We start from the raw sequence: 14469 nt of genomic DNA, 5'->3' as shown, positions 1-14469 counted from the left end.
TCGAGACGCCTCTGGAGACAGGCGCTTCCTATCCGCTGACATAGGTGCGCACGACGCGTCCATCGCGCTGCAGCACGATCTCCCATGTCCGCACCCGCCGCGAGGCGGTCTCGGCGAAGGTACCTGCGTCGGTCATCTCTATGCCATTGAGGCTCAAAATGATATCGCCCGTCGCCAGCCCCATGGCCTCGGCAGGAGACCCTTCTTCGACCTCGGTGATGACGATGCCGCGCGCATCGAACGGCAGGTCCTGTTCCTGGGCCAGCGCCGGCGTCAGCTCCTGCCCTGTTGCGCCGGCAAAGCGGGTGTTGCCGGTGATGCGGGCGATCTGGCTTTCTTCGGGCTGGGATGGCGCCTCAACCGGCAGCGTCGCCTCGAAAGCCTGACCACCACGCATCACCGCCAGCCGCGCCTCACTCCCCAGCTGCTTGGTGGCGAGGCGGAAATTGAACGCGCTTGGATCCTCGACTGTCACGCCGTCGATCGCCGTCACCACGTCGCCGGGCCTGAGCCCCGCGCGTTCGGCCGGACCACCCGGAGCCACATCGGTGATCATCGCACCGGTCGGCGAGGCAAGCTGCAAGCTTTCGGCGATGTCGGCACTGACCACCTGCGTCTTGGCACCGAGCCAAGGCCGCACGATCTCTCCGCCCGCCAGTCCCGCCTGCGCGACGACCGCCGCCATGTTGGAGGGGATGGCAAAGCCGATGCCGACCGAACCGCCGGTGCGCGAATAGATGGCGGTGTTGATGCCGACCAACCGACCGTCGAGATCGACCAAGGCTCCCCCCGAGTTGCCCGGATTGATCGCCGCATCTGTCTGGATGAAGAACTCGTAGTCGCTGGCTTCCACGCCGGTTCGGGCGAGCGCCGAGACGATGCCGCTTGTCACCGTCTGTCCAACTCCGAACGGGTTGCCTATGGCCAGCACCAGGTCGCCCACCTCGAGCACGTCTGAATCGGCAAAGGCGATGGCCGGCAGCTCGACGCCTCCGGTATCGCGGATGCGCAGCACCGCCAGGTCGGTCTCCGGATCGTCGAGCACTAGGTCGACCGCAAACTCGCGCCGGTCAGCAAGGGCAATGCGGATGTCTGTTGCGCCGGAGACCACGTGGCTGTTGGTGAGGATGAGGCCGGTGGAATCGACGATCACCCCCGAACCGAGCGAACGCGACTCCCGCGGCCGGCTCTGAAAAAATGGCGATCGCTCACCGAAAAAACGCTGGAAGAATGGGTCGTTGGCAAAGGGCGAGACCACCTGCTCTTCGACCCGGGTTGCATAGACATTGACCACAGAGGGGGCGACCTGCCGCACCACTGGCGCAAAGCTCAGCTGCACCTGCTCGCGCGATTGCGGCACCTGCCGCTCGGCCTGCGCCAGCTCGATACGCACGGGTGCTTGCTGCGGCAACGGTGCCACGCCACCTGCGCGCTCGCCTGCCGCGGCCGAAGCTAAAGCCCCAAGGACGACGACACCGGCAACCGTCAGAACAATCTTACGAAAAAAGATCATGTGCATGTTTCCATTCACGAATCCGCAACTCTTACCCTCCCCTCGCAACACACGAGAAAGCCCCGGAATCTGACGCCATTAAGGTGTCACAGCGATCGATAAGATGACGGGCAAAATATCGTTTGCGCCCCAGTCATTTGATCCCTATATGCAGCGCTCATTTTCGCTCCCTCACGCCCCGAAAGGCAAAAAGTCCAATGACTGAGCCGACAACCGTCTATCCGAACACCTCGGCGCTCATCGCCGCCGAAGCGCCGGATTTTCCGAGCTTTCTCTATTCGGAGCGCGAGCTGCGCAAGGCCGCCAAAATCTTTCGCAAGGGCTTCGATGGCCTGCTGACCTACGCGGTCAAGTGCAACCCCTCGCCCCACATCATCGCCAAGCTGCACGAAGAGGGCGTGAAGGCCTTCGACGTCGCTTCAAACACCGAGATGGCGTTGGTTCAACAGCATGCGCCGGGTGCGGCCATGCACTACAACAACCCCATCAAGAACCGCCGCGAGATCGAGCGTGCCTACGAGGAATTCGGCGTACGCTCGTTCACCATCGACCATCCCCAGCAACTCGACCAGTTGCAGGCGGTCGTCGCGCCATCGCGCGATGTAGAGGTCACCACGCGTTTCAAGGCCGGCAAAGCGCTCAAATCCTACGACTTCGGCACCAAGTTCGGCGTCATGGAACAGGGCGCGGTCGAGATCGCCAACATGGTCGAGCAGATGGGCTACACCGCCAGCCTCTGCTTCCATGTCGGTAGCCAATGCGAGGACGCCTATGCCTACGAACGGCACATCGCTGCGGCCGCCCGCATTGCCAAGGAATCGGGCATTGAGCTGAAGCGCCTCAATGTCGGCGGCGGCTTCCCCGCCCGCTATCCGACCAGCGTCGCTCCGCCGATCGATTACTATTTCGAGACCATCGCCGAAGCCATCGAGGATAATTTCGGCTCATCCAAGCCCGAGCTGATCGCCGAGCCCGGCCGGGCGCTGGTCACCTCCTCGACATCGCTGCTCCTGCGCGTCAAGCACCAGCGCGGCGGTCTTTCCGTCTATCTCAATGACGGTGCCTATGGCGCGCTGATGGAAGTCAAGTTCATGGACTTCACTCCACCCGTGCGCGTCTGGCGCGGCGCGCGGCTCCATACCGAGGAGGAAGTAGCAGGCTTTACCATCTTCGGCCCAACCTGCGACAGCTACGACGTGCTACCGCAGACTTTCATGTTGCCCGTCGATATCGGCGAGGACGACTGGATCGAGTTCGGGCTGATGGGCGCCTATACGCAGGCTTCCCTCACCCCCTTCAACGGGTTCGACCGGCGTGACTGGTATCAAGTCGACGAGATCTATACCGGCAAGGACGTGCAGCCGGAATAATCGTCCGGCCTGCCGAAACCTGATTACGCCGCCGGTCCCCCCGGCGGCGTTTCTTTTGTCTTGACAACTCCACCGGTCTGGGCGATTGCCCTCGCCCCGCATTTCCAGAGACCTGGTGTTCCCATGCTGCCCTTGGCCTCCCTTGGCAGGCGCATCGTCGTCCTCGGCCCGTCCAATGCCGGCAAGTCGACACTCGCTGCCGCCATCTCGCGCAAGCTCGGCATTCCCGCTGTTCATCTCGACCAGTTCCGGCACCTGCCCAACACCGATTGGCAGCCGCGCCCGGACCCCGAGTTCGCCGCGCTTCACGACGCGGCGATCGAGGGCGAAAGCTGGGTGATGGAGGGCAACTATTCGCGCTTGTTTCCGCAGCGCTTTGCCCGTGCGACCGGCGCTATCCTCATCTCTTCCCACCAATGGCTGCGATTTGGCCGCTATCTGAAGCGCACGCTCATCAACCACAGCGACCGCGCCGGGCACCTTGAAGGCGCCAGGGACAGCATCAAGTGGGAGATGATCGACTGGATCCTGGTCAAGACCCGCAACAGTCAGGCTAGGTATGGCCGCCTCATTCGCGAGTCGGGCCTGCCGTTCGTCGAATGCCACACCGCGCGTGAGCTCAACGCGCTTTACGCGCTCTGGGGTTTGCCGGTGCCACGCTAACGGCACCGGCGACTTCGTTATGCGATGGCGTCCGCTATCTCCCGACGCCTGAGCAGCGCCAAGGCGACAAGCACGCATGGCGCCATCAACCCGCAATAGCCGACGAGCGGCCAGAGTGTATGGCCGCCGAGCACTACCACCATCAGCGTGCCGACAACCCCGATGAAAAGGCTTTCGACGGCGAAGTAGACCGCGACCGCCGCGCCCGCAACCTCACCGAACGCCGCGAGCGCGCCGTTGGCGGTGACCGAAACGGCAAGCACGATGCCAATCGCGACAAGCCACATGGGCAGGATCACCGTCCACACTGATGGTGCGAACAGCGTCTCGCACAGCGCCAGGACGACAGCACCGGCAATGAGCAGCACCATGCCACGGGTGAGGCTCCCGGAAACGCCCCACCCCGCCACGAACCTCTTGGCAAAGTGTGTCGTAGCAATCATCACGAACGCCACTGTCGCAAAAGCAAAGCTGAAGCCTATCTCGGACAATCCTGTCCGCTCGATGAGGATGCGCGGCGCCGTCGAGAAGAAGACGAAAAACGTCCCCATTGCAGCACTGAAACCGAGCGTATAGGTCCAGAAGGCGCGGCTCTTGAGTATCGGCCAGAACCCACGTTTGCCGGCAGGTGCCGGCACCCGTGTTTCATGCCATCTCGGCCAGGCATTGGCCAGCGCGACAAGCGCCAGACCGCCGAGGACGAGAAAGATCGCCTGCCATCCCAAGGTGTCCGCGATCAGCGCGCCTGCGATCGGTCCGACGGCCGGCACGAAGGCGAGAATGGAACTGAACAGGCCATAGATCACCGTACCCTCGCGGCGTTCAGCATAGACGTCACGCACCGTGGCGAAGGTGGCCACCATTGCCGCCGACGCCCCGGTCGCCTGCAGGATGCGCAGTAGAACGAAGGCTGCCGCCGAGGTCGCCACCGCCATGGCGATCGATGTCGCGGCAAAGATAAGCGCGCCGGCCAGCAACACCGGGCGCCGTCCGAAACGATCGGAAAGCGGGCCGAAGACGAGTTGGCCGAGGCCAAGCACGACCATGTAGAGGCTCAAGGTGAGCTGCACCACCGCCGGCGAAGCACCGAGAATCTCAGGCATAGCCGGAACGATGGGAAGGTAGATATCCATGGCGAGCGACGCCAGGACATCGAACGGGGCCATAAGCAGCAGCGAAGCCGCCAGGGAATGGCCCCAGGCTTGGGACTGGGTAGGCATGGGTGAACATCCGCTCAAATGTGAGAACATTTGGCGGCGATCTGCCTGAGCTATTTGGATCTGGAAAGTGAGCTGGCAGACAGCCGCAACGACGAGAACAGTCGCTGCGGCTTACCTGTCCGCTTTGGCGAGACTACCCATGGTCGGCACTCCATTCCCCACCTCGACGGGAAGCGCAGATGTAGCAGCCCTACCCTGCAACCGCAACTGGCAGAAACGAAAGGCGGCCGCGGAAAGCTCCGCAGCCGCCTGAACTGTCTGGCTGGACGCTCTGGGCTTACGCCGCTACGGACTCGTCGTCTTCTTCTTCGCGCGCCGTGACCGGACCGCTGTCCAGGCCCTTGGCGTTGACATCGCGGTCGACGAACTCGATGACGGCAAGCGGCGCATTGTCTCCATAGCGGAAGCCCGCCTTCATGATGCGCAGATACCCGCCCTGACGGTCGGCATAGCGCGGGCCGAGAACCTCGAAGAGCTTCTTGACCTGGGCCTCGTCGCGGATCTGGGCGACCGCCTGGCGGCGGGCGTGCAGGTCACCGCGCTTGCCGAGGGTGACAAGCTTCTCGACGATCGGACGCAGGTCCTTGGCCTTGGGAAGCGTGGTCACGATCTGCTCGTGCTTGATCAGGGCAGCCGACATGTTGGCGAACATCGCCTTGCGATGGCTCGCCGTCCGGCTCAGCTTGCGGCCCTTATTACCGTGGCGCATGGTGTGTCTCCTTTAGCAGTGCCGCGCGAGATCAATAGTGATCTTCGTAGCGCTTGGCGAGGTCGTCGATGTTCTCGGGCGGCCAGTTGGCCACGTCCATGCCGAGATGGAGGCCCATCTGCGCGAGAACTTCCTTGATTTCGTTGAGCGACTTGCGGCCGAAGTTCGGCGTCCGCAGCATCTCGGCTTCCGTCTTCTGGATGAGGTCGCCGATATAGACGATGTTGTCGTTCTTGAGGCAGTTGGCCGAACGCACGGAGAGCTCGAGCTCGTCGACCTTCTTGAGAAGCGCCGGATTGAAGGCGAGTTCCGGAACAGTGTCGGCGGCCTTCTCCTTCGTCGGCTCTTCGAAGTTGACGAAGACGGCGAGCTGGTCCTGCAGGATGCGCGCGGCATACGCCACTGAATCCTCAGGGCTGATTGCCCCGTTTGTTTCGACCTGCAGCGTCAGCTTGTCCTTGTCGAGGCTCTCGCCTGCGCGGGTGGCATCGACCTTGTAGGAGACGCGCTTGACCGGCGAGAAAAGCGAGTCGACCGGGATATAGCCGATCGGCGCATCTTCGGGTCGGTTCTTTTCGGCAGACACATAGCCCTTGCCGGTGTCGACGGTGAACTCGATGTTGATCTCGGCGCCGTCATCGAGATGGCAGAGCACGAGCTCCGGGTTCAGGACCTCAATGTCACCGGTCACTTTGATGTCGGCGGCAGTCACGGCGCTCGGACCCTGCTTGGAGAGCGTCAGGCGCTTGGGACCTTCGGCTTCCATCTTCAAGGCGATTTCCTTGACGTTCAGCACGAGGTCGGTCATGTCCTCTCGCACGCCCGGAAGCGACGAGAATTCATGCAGAATCCCGTCGATCTGGATCGCGGTGACAGCCGCGCCCTGCAGCGACGACAGCAGCACGCGGCGCAGAGCATTGCCCAGGGTGAGCCCGTAACCGCGCTCAAGCGGCTCGGCAACCACCGAGGCCACGCGCGCGTTGTCGCCCGAAACAAACTCCAGCTTGGTCGGCTTGATCAGTTCTTGCCAGTTCCTCTGGATCGTCACGGTAATTTCCTTTCAAAAGTGCGGCCCTACCCGGCCGCCGGCCGCAAACGCAATGGAAACTCCCGGCTCGGAGGGAACCGGGAGTTCGAAAAGAACGTCGGATCAGACGCGGCGCCGCTTGCGCGGACGGCAACCATTGTGCGGGATGGCAGTGACGTCACGGATCGAGGTGACGTTGAAGCCGGCCGCCTGCAGCGCGCGCAGCGCCGACTCACGACCCGAGCCCGGGCCGCGCACCTCGACCTCGAGGGTCTTCATGCCGTGCTCCTGAGCCTTCTTTGCGGCGTCTTCGGCGGCGACCTGCGCCGCGTAAGGGGTCGACTTGCGCGACCCCTTGAAGCCCATCACGCCGGCGGACGACCACGAAATCGTGTTGCCCTGCATGTCGGCGATGGTGATCATCGTGTTGTTGAAGGATGCGTTTACGTGGGCCACGCCCGACGTGATGTTCTTGCGCTCCTTGCGGCGGACGCGCGTCGTTTCAGCTTTTGCCATTCATGTCCTCAGTTCGATATCGGCGCTGCCGTAAGCCTTTTCAAGGTCCCGGCAGCTACATCGGGGGCTCCGGAAGTCTGGAACCTTACTTCTTCTTGCCGGCGATCGGCTTGGCCGGACCCTTGCGGGTGCGGGCATTGGTGTGGGTGCGCTGCCCGTGCACCGGCAGGCCACGGCGATGGCGCAGGCCGCGATAGTTGCCGAGATCCATCAAACGCTTGATGTTCATGGCAACGGTACGGCGCAGATCGCCCTCGACCACATAGTCGCGGTCGATGGCCTCACGGATCTGGATGACTTCCGCATCGGTCAGTTCGTTGACGCGGCGTTCGGCGGGGATGCCCACCTTTCCACAGATGTCGGACGCGAACTTGTCGCCGATACCGTGAATATACTGCAGCGCGATGACGACGCGCTTGTTGGTCGGAATGTTGACGCCAGCAATACGAGCCACGTCTGCTCTCCTTCATGCAACACAAGCCCTTGCGGCTCGTGCCGTTAAACAACAAGGGACCGGATTTCGACCCCCAACTAAGGTGAGGAACCGAATCCAGTCCATTTATCCGTGAGACTGGTGCGGTTCTTTAAGGACAAGACCTGCCGGTGTCAACCGGCAAACCGAGCCCTCTTGTCTCAAGTGATCGCCGCGCGAATGGCGGTGGTCACCTCCTCCACGGGGGCCATGCCGTCGATCGACTGCAACAGCCCCTTTTCACGGTAGAACGCGATGAGCGGCGCGGTCTGCTCCATATAGACGTCGAGCCGCTTGCGCAGCACCTCTACGTTGTCGTCGGCCCGCGCGCCCCCGCTCTCCTTGGCCCGCTTGACGACCCGCTCGACCAGGACGTCCGGGTCGGCCTTGATCTCGATGACCGCGTCGAGCGTCATGCCCTTGTCCTCGAGCATGTCCTCGAGCGCCTCGGCCTGGGCAATAGTGCGCGGGAACCCGTCAAGCACGAACCCGGCCTTGCAGTCCTCGGCATCGAGTCGCTCGGAGATGATGCCGTTGACCACCGTGTCCGAGACGAGGTCGCCCCTGTCCATGATTTCCTTGGCTGCGAGCCCCATGGGCGTCTTGGCCGCGATCGCGGCACGCAGGATATCGCCGGTCGACAGTTGCGGAATGCCGTAGGTCTCGATCAGGATCTTCGCCTGCGTGCCCTTGCCCGCCCCCGGCGGCCCCAACAGGATCAGCCTCATCGGCGTTTGCCCCCTCCAAGTCTCGATCTCTTCACCAGCCCCTCATACTGCTGGGCAATCAGATGGCTCTGGATCTGGCTGATGGTGTCGAGCGTCACCGTCACCATGATCAGAAGCGACGTACCGCCAATGAACTGGCTGACCGTCAACTGGCTGACCAGCACTTCCGGGATCAAGGCCACGATCGTCAGGTACGCGGCGCCCACCACCGTGATGCGGGTGAGCACATAGTCGATATGAGCGGCCGTCCGCTCACCTGGACGGATGCCGGGAATGAACCCGCCCGACCGCTTGAGATTGTCGGCCGTCTCCGTGGGATTGAAGACGATAGCCGTATAGAAGAAGGCAAAGAAGATGATGAAGAAGGCAAAGAGCGCGAGGTAAAGCGGCTGCCCGCGTCCCAGCAGCGCCGTCACCGTCGTCAGCCAACCCGACGCGTTGCCCTGCGCGGCGAACGAAGCAATCGTTGCCGGCAGGAGGAGAAGCGAGGAACCGAAGATAACCGGGATGACGCCCGCGGTATTGAGCTTCAACGGCAGGTGCGAGGTATCACCCTGGAACATCTTGTTGCCGACCTGGCGCTTTGGATACTGGATCAAAAGCCGCCGCTGCGCCCGCTCGAAGAAGACGATGACGCCGATGACCAGCACCGCCAGCACCAAGAGCCCGATACCCGCCCAGGCCGGCAGCGCGCCGGTGCGGCTCAACTCGAGCGTCTGTACCACCGTCCCCGGCAGGTTCGCCACGATGCCGGCAAAGATGATCAGCGAAATGCCGTTACCGACACCTCGCGCCGTGATCTGCTCGCCGAGCCACATCAGGAACATGGTGCCGCCGACGAGCGAGACGACCGTCGAGAAGCGGAAGATCCAGCCGGGCTCGAGCACCACGCCCTGGCTGCCTTCGAGGCCTATGGCGATGCCGTAGGCCTGCACTGCGCAGAAGACGACCGCCAGGTACCGCGTATACTGGTTGAGCTTGCGCCGGCCCTGCTCGCCCTCTTTCTTCAAAGCCTCGAGCCGCGGCGAGGCCGTGGCGATCACCTGGATCACGATCGAAGCGGTAATATAGGGAATGAGGTTGAGAGCAAAGATCGCCATGCGCTCGACGGCACCGCCGGCGAACATGTTGAACATGCCGATGATGCCCTGCTGGCTCTGCTCGAACGTGGCGCGGAATGCGTCCGGATCGATGCCTGGCACCGGGATGAAGGTGCCCAGCCGATAAACAAGCAGCGCGCCCAGTGTGAACCAGATGCGCTGCTGCAAGGCCTTGGCCTTGGAAAACGTCGAGAAACTTAGATTTCTGGCCAGCTGTTCGGCTGCGGACGCCATCAATCGCTCCCTTGGCTAGTGCGCGTTGGCCCCGGGGCCCCGGGAGCGCACCATTCTGTTGTAACCCGCACCAGAACACGCAGGATCGGCAAGCGATCTTGCGCGCTCTGTGCTCCAGAGGCCAGGCGCGAGGCCGAGATCACTCGGCCTTTGCGTCTTCTGCCGTCGACTTGGGCATATCGACCTTGCCGCCCGCCGCTTCAATAGCAGCGAGCGCGCCCTTGGTCGCATAGTCGACCTTGAACGAGACCTTCTTGGCGGAAAAACCTTCCGAACCGATAAGGCGTACGCCATCCTTGATCCGGCGGATGACGCCGGCCGTGACCAGCGCCTCGGCGTCGATCACTTTCTTGGCATCGAGCTTGCCGCTATCGATATAGGCCTGAATCCGGTCAATGCGGATGGCGTTCCACTTGCCAGGATTGTAAGGGTTGAAGCCGCGCTTCGGCGTGCGCATGTGAAGGGGCATCTGGCCGCCTTCAAAGCCGTTAATGGCAACGCCCGAGCGAGCGGTCTGGCCCTTGCCGCCGCGCCCACCGGTCTTGCCCTTGCCCGAGCCGATGCCGCGCCCAATGCGGGTGCGCAACTTGTTCGCGCCGGGGTTGTCGCGCAGTTCGTTCAAACGGGTCATAGTTCTACCCTTTAACCTTGCTCGCCCACGATGCGCACGAGGTGCGGGATCTTGTTGATCATGCCGCGCACGTCGGGCGTATCGATGAGCTCACGTTTCTTGTTCATCTTGTTGAGCCCGAGACCGATGAGGGTCGCGCGCTGGCTCTTGTCGCGGCGGATCGGGGAACCGACCTGCTCGACGATAATGGTCTTGGCTTTAGCCATTGTTCTTCTCCGTCACCAGGCTCAGGCTTCGGCGGCCGCAGCTTCGCCGCGGCGAGCCTGCAGTTCGGAAACCTTGAGGCCACGGCGCGCGGCGACCGAGCGCGGGCTGTCGACGCGCTTCAGCGCATCGAAGGTAGCGCGCACCATGTTGTAGGGATTGGCCGTGCCCTGGGACTTGGCGACGATGTCGTTGATCCCCAGCGTCTCAAACACGGCGCGCATCGGGCCGCCTGCGATGATGCCGGTGCCGGGCACCGCTGCACGCAGGATGACCTTGCCGGCGCCATGGCGGCCGGCGACGTCGTGGTGGAGCGTGCGCGCATCGCGCAGCGGCACACGGATCATCTGCCGCTTTGCCTGCTCGGTAGCCTTGCGGATCGCCTCAGGCACCTCGCGGGCCTTGCCGTGACCGAAGCCGACGCGCCCCTTCTGGTCGCCGACGACGACCAGCGCTGCAAAGCCGAAGCGCCGGCCGCCCTTGACGACCTTGGCCACGCGGTTGATGTGGACCAGGCGGTCGACGAATTCGCTTTCGCGCTCTTGAACGTCTCTGCTCATAATTCTTCTTTCCTCGCCGCGGTTAGAACTGCAGGCCGCCCTCGCGGGCAGCGTCTGCAAGGGCCTTCACACGGCCATGATAGATATAGGCGCCGCGATCGAAGACGACCTCGGACACACCCGCCTTGGTGCCGCGCTCGGCGATGAGCTTGCCGATCGTGATCGCGGCCTCGGCGGTGCTGCCGTTCTTGACCTGGGCCTTGACGTCCTTATCGAGGGTCGATGCGGCAGCCAGCGTGCGGCCGGATGCATCGTCGATGATCTGGGCGTAGATATTTTTATCGGACCGGTGGACCGAAAGACGCGGACGCCCGTATGCACGGGCCTTGAGCGCCTTGCGGACGCGAGCCTTGCGGCGGGCCGCTCCCTTTGCACTGATAGCCATCTCAGGCGCTCCTTACTTCTTCTTGCCTTCCTTGCGGAAGACGAACTCGTCGGCATACCGCACGCCCTTGCCCTTGTAGGGCTCGGGGGCACGCCACTCGCGGATATTGGCGGCAACCTGGCCGACCTGCTGCTTGTCGATGCCCGAGATCACGATCTCGGTTGGGCTCGGCACGGCCAGCGTGATACCCTGGGGCGCTTCGTAAACCACTTCGTGGCTGAAGCCGAGCGAGAGCTTGACGTCCCTGCCCTGCAGGGCTGCGCGGTAACCGACGCCCTGGATGGCGAGCTTCTTCTCGAATCCCGTGCTGACGCCGGTGACCATGTTCTGGATCAGAGCACGTGTCGTGCCCCAGGCGGCGCGGGCCTCGCGCGTGTCGTTGGCCGGCGTGACGACGATACCCTCGCCATTCTGCTCGACATTGACGTTATCCATGAGCTTTACGGAAAGCTCACCCTTGGGGCCCTTGGCCAACACGGTGCGTCCATCGACGGTCACCGTGACGCCGTTCACCGGGGCAACCGGCATTTTGCCAGTACGTGACATTTTGTTCTACCTTCGAGTAATCGTCACACCGCGTGTCTTGTTTCGTACGTGCATTGTCCGAAAATCGGAGACCCACTTTTCGGGCACATACGAGTTTAGAACACGCGGCAGAGTACCTCACCACCAACATTGGCAGCCCGGGCTTCGTGGTCGGCCATCACACCCTTGGGGGTCGAGAGGATCGACACGCCGAGACCATTGGCCACCGACGGAATATTCTTGACCGACGCATAAACGCGGCGGCCCGGGCGCGACACGCGCTCGATCTCGCGGATCACCGGCGCATTGTCGGAATACTTGAGTTCGACCTCGTATTCAGCAGCGCCGTTCTCGAACTTGACTTCGCTGTATCCGCGGATGAAGCCCTCGGCCTGCAGCACGTCCAGCACGCGCCCGCGCAGGGTCGAGGCCGGCGTCGTCACCGAAGTCTTGTTCCGCATCTGCGCATTGCGGATACGGGTCAGCATATCGCCGATAGGATCTGAAAAGCTCATCTGTCTCGTCTCCTTACCAGCTCGACTTCACTAGGCCCGGGATCAGGCCCAGATTGCCCAGCTCACGCAGCGCAATGCGGCTGAGCTTCAGCTTGCGATAGTACCCGCGCGGGCGCCCGGTCATTTCGCAGCGGTTGCGCACGCGTACCGGCGAGGAGTTGCGCGGCAGCTCGGCGAGCCTCAGCTGGGCCTTGAAGCGATCTTCCATGGAGAGGTTCTGATCCTTGGAGATCGCCTTGAGCGCGGCCCGCTTGGCAGCGGTACGCTTGGCGGCCTCGGCGCGCTTCTTGTTCTTGATGATGGAGCTGGTCTTTGCCATGTCCTAATCCTTGTCCCTTCCCTGTTGCCTTACTGGCGGAACGGGAAGTTGAATGCCCGCAGCAGCGCGCGCGCTTCCTCGTCGGTCTTCGCCGTGGTCGCGATCACGATGTCCATGCCCCAGATCTGGTCGACCTGGTCGTAGTTGATCTCCGGGAAGACGATGTGCTCCTTGATGCCCATGGCATAGTTGCCGCGGCCGTCGAAGGAGCTCGGGTTGAGCCCGCGGAAGTCACGCACGCGCGGCAGAGCGATGTTCACCAGGCGGTCGAGGAACTCATACATGCGCTGCTTCCGCAGCGTCACCTTGACGCCGAGCGGCATGCCCTCGCGCACCTTGAAGCCCGCGATCGACTTGCGCGCATGGGTGATCACCGGCTTCTGGCCAGCGATGCGCTCGAGGTCGGCGGCAGCTGAACGCACCTTCTTGGTGTCGTTGACGGCGTCGCCCACGCCCATGTTGAGAACGATCTTCTCGAGCTTGGGGAGCTCCATGACGTTCTTGTAGCCGAACTGCTCGCGCAGTGCGCTCTTGATCTTCTCTTCGTACTCGGTGCGAAGCCGAGGAACGTAAAGGGTCTCAGCCATCGATCACATCTCCGGTGGTCTTGGCGACGCGCGCCTTGACGCCGTCTTTGATCTGGAAGCCGACGCGCGAGGGCTTGCCGTCTTTGTCGGCAACAGCCAGGTTCGACAGATGGATCGACGCTTCCTTGGTGAAGATGCCGGCATCGTTCGACGCGGTTTGCTTAGTGTGGCGGCGCACGAGGTTGATCCCCTGGACCACCGCCCGGGTTTCCGACGGGATGACCTGCAGGACCTGCCCGGTCTTGCCCTTGTCCTTGCCGGCCAGGACGACGACCTTGTCGCCTTTCTTGATCTTGGCAGCCATTACAGCACCTCTGGTGCAAGCGAGATGATCTTCATGTGGTTCTTGGCGCGCAGCTCGCGCGGAACCGGTCCGAAGATGCGGGTGCCGACCGGTTCCTTCTGATTGTTGATCAGAACCGCGGCGTTCTTGTCGAAACGAATGACGGTGCCGTCGGGACGGCGGATGTCGAAGGCCGTGCGCACCACGACCGCCTTCATCACCTGCCCCTTCTTGACGCGCCCGCGCGGAATGGCGTCCTTGACCGAAACGACGATAATGTCGCCGACCGAGGCGTATTTGCGATGCGAGCCGCCCAGCACCTTGATGCACATGACGCGACGCGCGCCGGAATTGTCCGCGACGTCGAGATTGGATTGCATCTGGATCATGACTGGATGCCTTCTAAATTGAACCGGCCTTCGCCGCTGACCGGCTCGCCGACTGGATACCTTGTTATAGTTACGCCTGTGGAACGAGCGTCCAGCGCTTGTTCTTGGAGATCGGCGCGCATTCCTCGATCCACACCACGTCACCGACTTTGGCCACACTGGCTTCGTCGTGGGCGTGGTACTTCTTGGACCGGCGCACGGTCTTCTTCAAAAGCGGGTGGGTGAAGCGACGTTCGACGCGCACCACGACAGTCTTCTCGTTCGTGTCGGAGACGACCGTCCCCTGCAAAATACGCTTTGGCATCTGGCCGCTCCTTACTCTGCTGCGCTCTTCTGGGCCAGGATCGTCTTGATCCGCGCGATGTCGCGGCGGACCTGACGAACGCGGGCCGGAGCCTCAAGCTGCTGGGTCGCCTGCTGGAAGCGCAGGTTGAACTGCTCTTTCTTCAGGTTCACGAGCTCGGCTTTCAGCTCGTCTGCGGTCTTTGCCCGCACATCACTGGCGTTCATCGCTCGTAT

22 protein-coding genes are annotated in these 14469 nt (G+C 62.7%); 2 read left to right on the top strand and 20 right to left on the bottom strand.

From position 1 onward, the window contains the following. Positions 1-28: 28 nt before the first annotated feature. On the bottom strand, positions 29-1513 hold the full coding sequence (locus QQK18_RS23600) for a DegQ family serine endoprotease (RefSeq protein ID WP_284342854.1): 1485 nt from the start codon (positions 1511-1513) through the stop codon (positions 29-31). A 197-nt stretch (positions 1514-1710) separates the two neighbouring features. Between QQK18_RS23600 and QQK18_RS23595 the strand changes: the two genes are divergently transcribed. Together QQK18_RS23595 and QQK18_RS23590 are read left to right on the top strand one after the other, a co-directional pair. Then, a complete protein-coding gene (locus tag QQK18_RS23595) occupies positions 1711-2883 on the top strand; it encodes a type III PLP-dependent enzyme domain-containing protein (RefSeq protein ID WP_284342853.1) in 1173 nt (390 codons plus the stop codon). Positions 2884-3006: 123 nt separating this feature from the next. Then, positions 3007-3546, top strand: coding sequence for a P-loop NTPase family protein (locus QQK18_RS23590; protein ID WP_284342852.1), 540 nt, complete (start codon positions 3007-3009; stop codon positions 3544-3546). A gap of 17 nt (positions 3547-3563) precedes the next feature. On the opposite strand, the gene cml is transcribed toward QQK18_RS23590, so the two are convergent. The 19 genes from cml to rpmC all read right to left on the bottom strand — a co-directional run bounded on the left by cml (position 3564) and on the right by rpmC (position 14460). Continuing rightward, positions 3564-4766 carry a CmlA/FloR family chloramphenicol efflux MFS transporter gene (cml, locus tag QQK18_RS23585; protein WP_284342851.1) on the bottom strand — a complete coding sequence of 401 codons (1203 nt, stop codon included), beginning with the start codon at positions 4764-4766 and terminating at the stop codon, positions 3564-3566. A 277-nt stretch (positions 4767-5043) separates the two neighbouring features. After that, positions 5044-5475, bottom strand: a complete 432-nt coding sequence (gene rplQ, locus QQK18_RS23580; protein WP_284342850.1) for a 50S ribosomal protein L17 — start codon at positions 5473-5475, stop codon at positions 5044-5046. A gap of 31 nt (positions 5476-5506) precedes the next feature. Next, positions 5507-6529 (bottom strand): DNA-directed RNA polymerase subunit alpha, encoded by a 1023-nt coding sequence (locus tag QQK18_RS23575; RefSeq protein WP_284343304.1) that lies wholly within the window; start codon positions 6527-6529, stop codon positions 5507-5509. A 96-nt stretch (positions 6530-6625) separates the two neighbouring features. After that, complete coding sequence (rpsK, locus tag QQK18_RS23570) at positions 6626-7018, bottom strand: 30S ribosomal protein S11 (protein ID WP_284342849.1); 393 nt, start codon at positions 7016-7018, stop codon at positions 6626-6628. Between the two features lie 85 nt (positions 7019-7103). Further along, a complete protein-coding gene (gene rpsM / locus QQK18_RS23565) occupies positions 7104-7472 on the bottom strand; it encodes a 30S ribosomal protein S13 (protein ID WP_284342848.1) in 369 nt (122 codons plus the stop codon). Between the two features lie 179 nt (positions 7473-7651). Then, positions 7652-8218 carry an adenylate kinase gene (locus QQK18_RS23560; RefSeq protein ID WP_284342847.1) on the bottom strand — a complete coding sequence of 189 codons (567 nt, stop codon included), beginning with the start codon at positions 8216-8218 and terminating at the stop codon, positions 7652-7654. Further along, entirely contained in the window at positions 8215-9552 is a 1338-nt protein-coding gene (secY, locus tag QQK18_RS23555; RefSeq protein WP_284342846.1) for a preprotein translocase subunit SecY, read from the bottom strand. The genes QQK18_RS23560 and secY overlap by 4 nt, the downstream gene beginning before the upstream one ends. Before the next feature lie 139 nt (positions 9553-9691). Further along, on the bottom strand, positions 9692-10183 hold the full coding sequence (gene rplO, locus QQK18_RS23550; protein ID WP_284342845.1) for a 50S ribosomal protein L15: 492 nt from the start codon (positions 10181-10183) through the stop codon (positions 9692-9694). A gap of 11 nt (positions 10184-10194) precedes the next feature. Next, on the bottom strand, positions 10195-10389 hold the full coding sequence (gene rpmD / locus QQK18_RS23545; RefSeq protein ID WP_284342844.1) for a 50S ribosomal protein L30: 195 nt from the start codon (positions 10387-10389) through the stop codon (positions 10195-10197). Between the two features lie 21 nt (positions 10390-10410). Continuing rightward, positions 10411-10947 carry a 30S ribosomal protein S5 gene (gene rpsE, locus QQK18_RS23540; protein WP_284342843.1) on the bottom strand — a complete coding sequence of 179 codons (537 nt, stop codon included), beginning with the start codon at positions 10945-10947 and terminating at the stop codon, positions 10411-10413. Positions 10948-10969: 22 nt separating this feature from the next. Next, entirely contained in the window at positions 10970-11332 is a 363-nt protein-coding gene (gene rplR, locus QQK18_RS23535) for a 50S ribosomal protein L18 (RefSeq protein ID WP_284342842.1), read from the bottom strand. Between the two features lie 12 nt (positions 11333-11344). Next, positions 11345-11878 (bottom strand): 50S ribosomal protein L6, encoded by a 534-nt coding sequence (gene rplF / locus QQK18_RS23530; RefSeq protein WP_284342841.1) that lies wholly within the window; start codon positions 11876-11878, stop codon positions 11345-11347. 95 nt (positions 11879-11973) lie between these two features. Next, positions 11974-12372: a 30S ribosomal protein S8 gene (rpsH, locus tag QQK18_RS23525; RefSeq protein WP_284342840.1), complete on the bottom strand. Its 399-nt coding sequence runs from the start codon at positions 12370-12372 to the stop codon at positions 11974-11976. Positions 12373-12385: 13 nt separating this feature from the next. After that, positions 12386-12691, bottom strand: coding sequence for a 30S ribosomal protein S14 (rpsN, locus tag QQK18_RS23520; protein WP_284342839.1), 306 nt, complete (start codon positions 12689-12691; stop codon positions 12386-12388). A gap of 29 nt (positions 12692-12720) precedes the next feature. Next, positions 12721-13278 (bottom strand): 50S ribosomal protein L5, encoded by a 558-nt coding sequence (rplE, locus tag QQK18_RS23515; protein ID WP_284342838.1) that lies wholly within the window; start codon positions 13276-13278, stop codon positions 12721-12723. After that, positions 13271-13582 carry a 50S ribosomal protein L24 gene (gene rplX / locus QQK18_RS23510; RefSeq protein WP_284342837.1) on the bottom strand — a complete coding sequence of 104 codons (312 nt, stop codon included), beginning with the start codon at positions 13580-13582 and terminating at the stop codon, positions 13271-13273. The genes rplE and rplX overlap by 8 nt, the downstream gene beginning before the upstream one ends. Beyond that, positions 13582-13950 (bottom strand): 50S ribosomal protein L14, encoded by a 369-nt coding sequence (rplN, locus tag QQK18_RS23505; RefSeq protein WP_284342836.1) that lies wholly within the window; start codon positions 13948-13950, stop codon positions 13582-13584. The genes rplX and rplN overlap by 1 nt, the downstream gene beginning before the upstream one ends. A 70-nt stretch (positions 13951-14020) precedes the next feature. After that, positions 14021-14254, bottom strand: coding sequence for a 30S ribosomal protein S17 (gene rpsQ / locus QQK18_RS23500; protein ID WP_284342835.1), 234 nt, complete (start codon positions 14252-14254; stop codon positions 14021-14023). 11 nt (positions 14255-14265) lie between these two features. Then, positions 14266-14460: a 50S ribosomal protein L29 gene (gene rpmC, locus QQK18_RS23495; protein WP_284342834.1), complete on the bottom strand. Its 195-nt coding sequence runs from the start codon at positions 14458-14460 to the stop codon at positions 14266-14268. Positions 14461-14469 lie beyond the last annotated feature (9 nt).

The sequence above is a fragment of the Devosia nitrariae genome (assembly GCF_030160115.1).
In the GTDB taxonomy this organism is placed as follows: Bacteria; Pseudomonadota; Alphaproteobacteria; order Rhizobiales; family Devosiaceae; genus Devosia; species Devosia nitrariae.
This window is presented reverse-complemented; position numbering and strand designations above follow the sequence as displayed.

Coding starts and splice junctions, on each gene's coding strand:
- QQK18_RS23600 (WP_284342854.1), bottom strand. CDS start 1,513: ATGATCTTTTTTCGTAAGATTGTTCTGACGGTTGCCGGTGTCGTCGTC.
- QQK18_RS23595 (WP_284342853.1), top strand. CDS start 1,711: ATGACTGAGCCGACAACCGTCTATCCGAACACCTCGGCGCTCATCGCC.
- QQK18_RS23590 (WP_284342852.1), top strand. CDS start 3,007: ATGCTGCCCTTGGCCTCCCTTGGCAGGCGCATCGTCGTCCTCGGCCCG.
- cml (WP_284342851.1), bottom strand. CDS start 4,766: ATGCCTACCCAGTCCCAAGCCTGGGGCCATTCCCTGGCGGCTTCGCTG.
- rplQ (WP_284342850.1), bottom strand. CDS start 5,475: ATGCGCCACGGTAATAAGGGCCGCAAGCTGAGCCGGACGGCGAGCCAT.
- rpsK (WP_284342849.1), bottom strand. CDS start 7,018: ATGGCAAAAGCTGAAACGACGCGCGTCCGCCGCAAGGAGCGCAAGAAC.
- QQK18_RS23560 (WP_284342847.1), bottom strand. CDS start 8,218: ATGAGGCTGATCCTGTTGGGGCCGCCGGGGGCGGGCAAGGGCACGCAG.
- secY (WP_284342846.1), bottom strand. CDS start 9,552: ATGGCGTCCGCAGCCGAACAGCTGGCCAGAAATCTAAGTTTCTCGACG.
- rplO (WP_284342845.1), bottom strand. CDS start 10,183: ATGACCCGTTTGAACGAACTGCGCGACAACCCCGGCGCGAACAAGTTG.
- rpmD (WP_284342844.1), bottom strand. CDS start 10,389: ATGGCTAAAGCCAAGACCATTATCGTCGAGCAGGTCGGTTCCCCGATC.
- rpsE (WP_284342843.1), bottom strand. CDS start 10,947: ATGAGCAGAGACGTTCAAGAGCGCGAAAGCGAATTCGTCGACCGCCTG.
- rplR (WP_284342842.1), bottom strand. CDS start 11,332: ATGGCTATCAGTGCAAAGGGAGCGGCCCGCCGCAAGGCTCGCGTCCGC.
- rplF (WP_284342841.1), bottom strand. CDS start 11,878: ATGTCACGTACTGGCAAAATGCCGGTTGCCCCGGTGAACGGCGTCACG.
- rpsH (WP_284342840.1), bottom strand. CDS start 12,372: ATGAGCTTTTCAGATCCTATCGGCGATATGCTGACCCGTATCCGCAAT.
- rpsN (WP_284342839.1), bottom strand. CDS start 12,691: ATGGCAAAGACCAGCTCCATCATCAAGAACAAGAAGCGCGCCGAGGCC.
- rplE (WP_284342838.1), bottom strand. CDS start 13,278: ATGGCTGAGACCCTTTACGTTCCTCGGCTTCGCACCGAGTACGAAGAG.
- rplX (WP_284342837.1), bottom strand. CDS start 13,582: ATGGCTGCCAAGATCAAGAAAGGCGACAAGGTCGTCGTCCTGGCCGGC.
- rplN (WP_284342836.1), bottom strand. CDS start 13,950: ATGATCCAGATGCAATCCAATCTCGACGTCGCGGACAATTCCGGCGCG.
- rpsQ (WP_284342835.1), bottom strand. CDS start 14,254: ATGCCAAAGCGTATTTTGCAGGGGACGGTCGTCTCCGACACGAACGAG.
- rpmC (WP_284342834.1), bottom strand. CDS start 14,460: ATGAACGCCAGTGATGTGCGGGCAAAGACCGCAGACGAGCTGAAAGCC.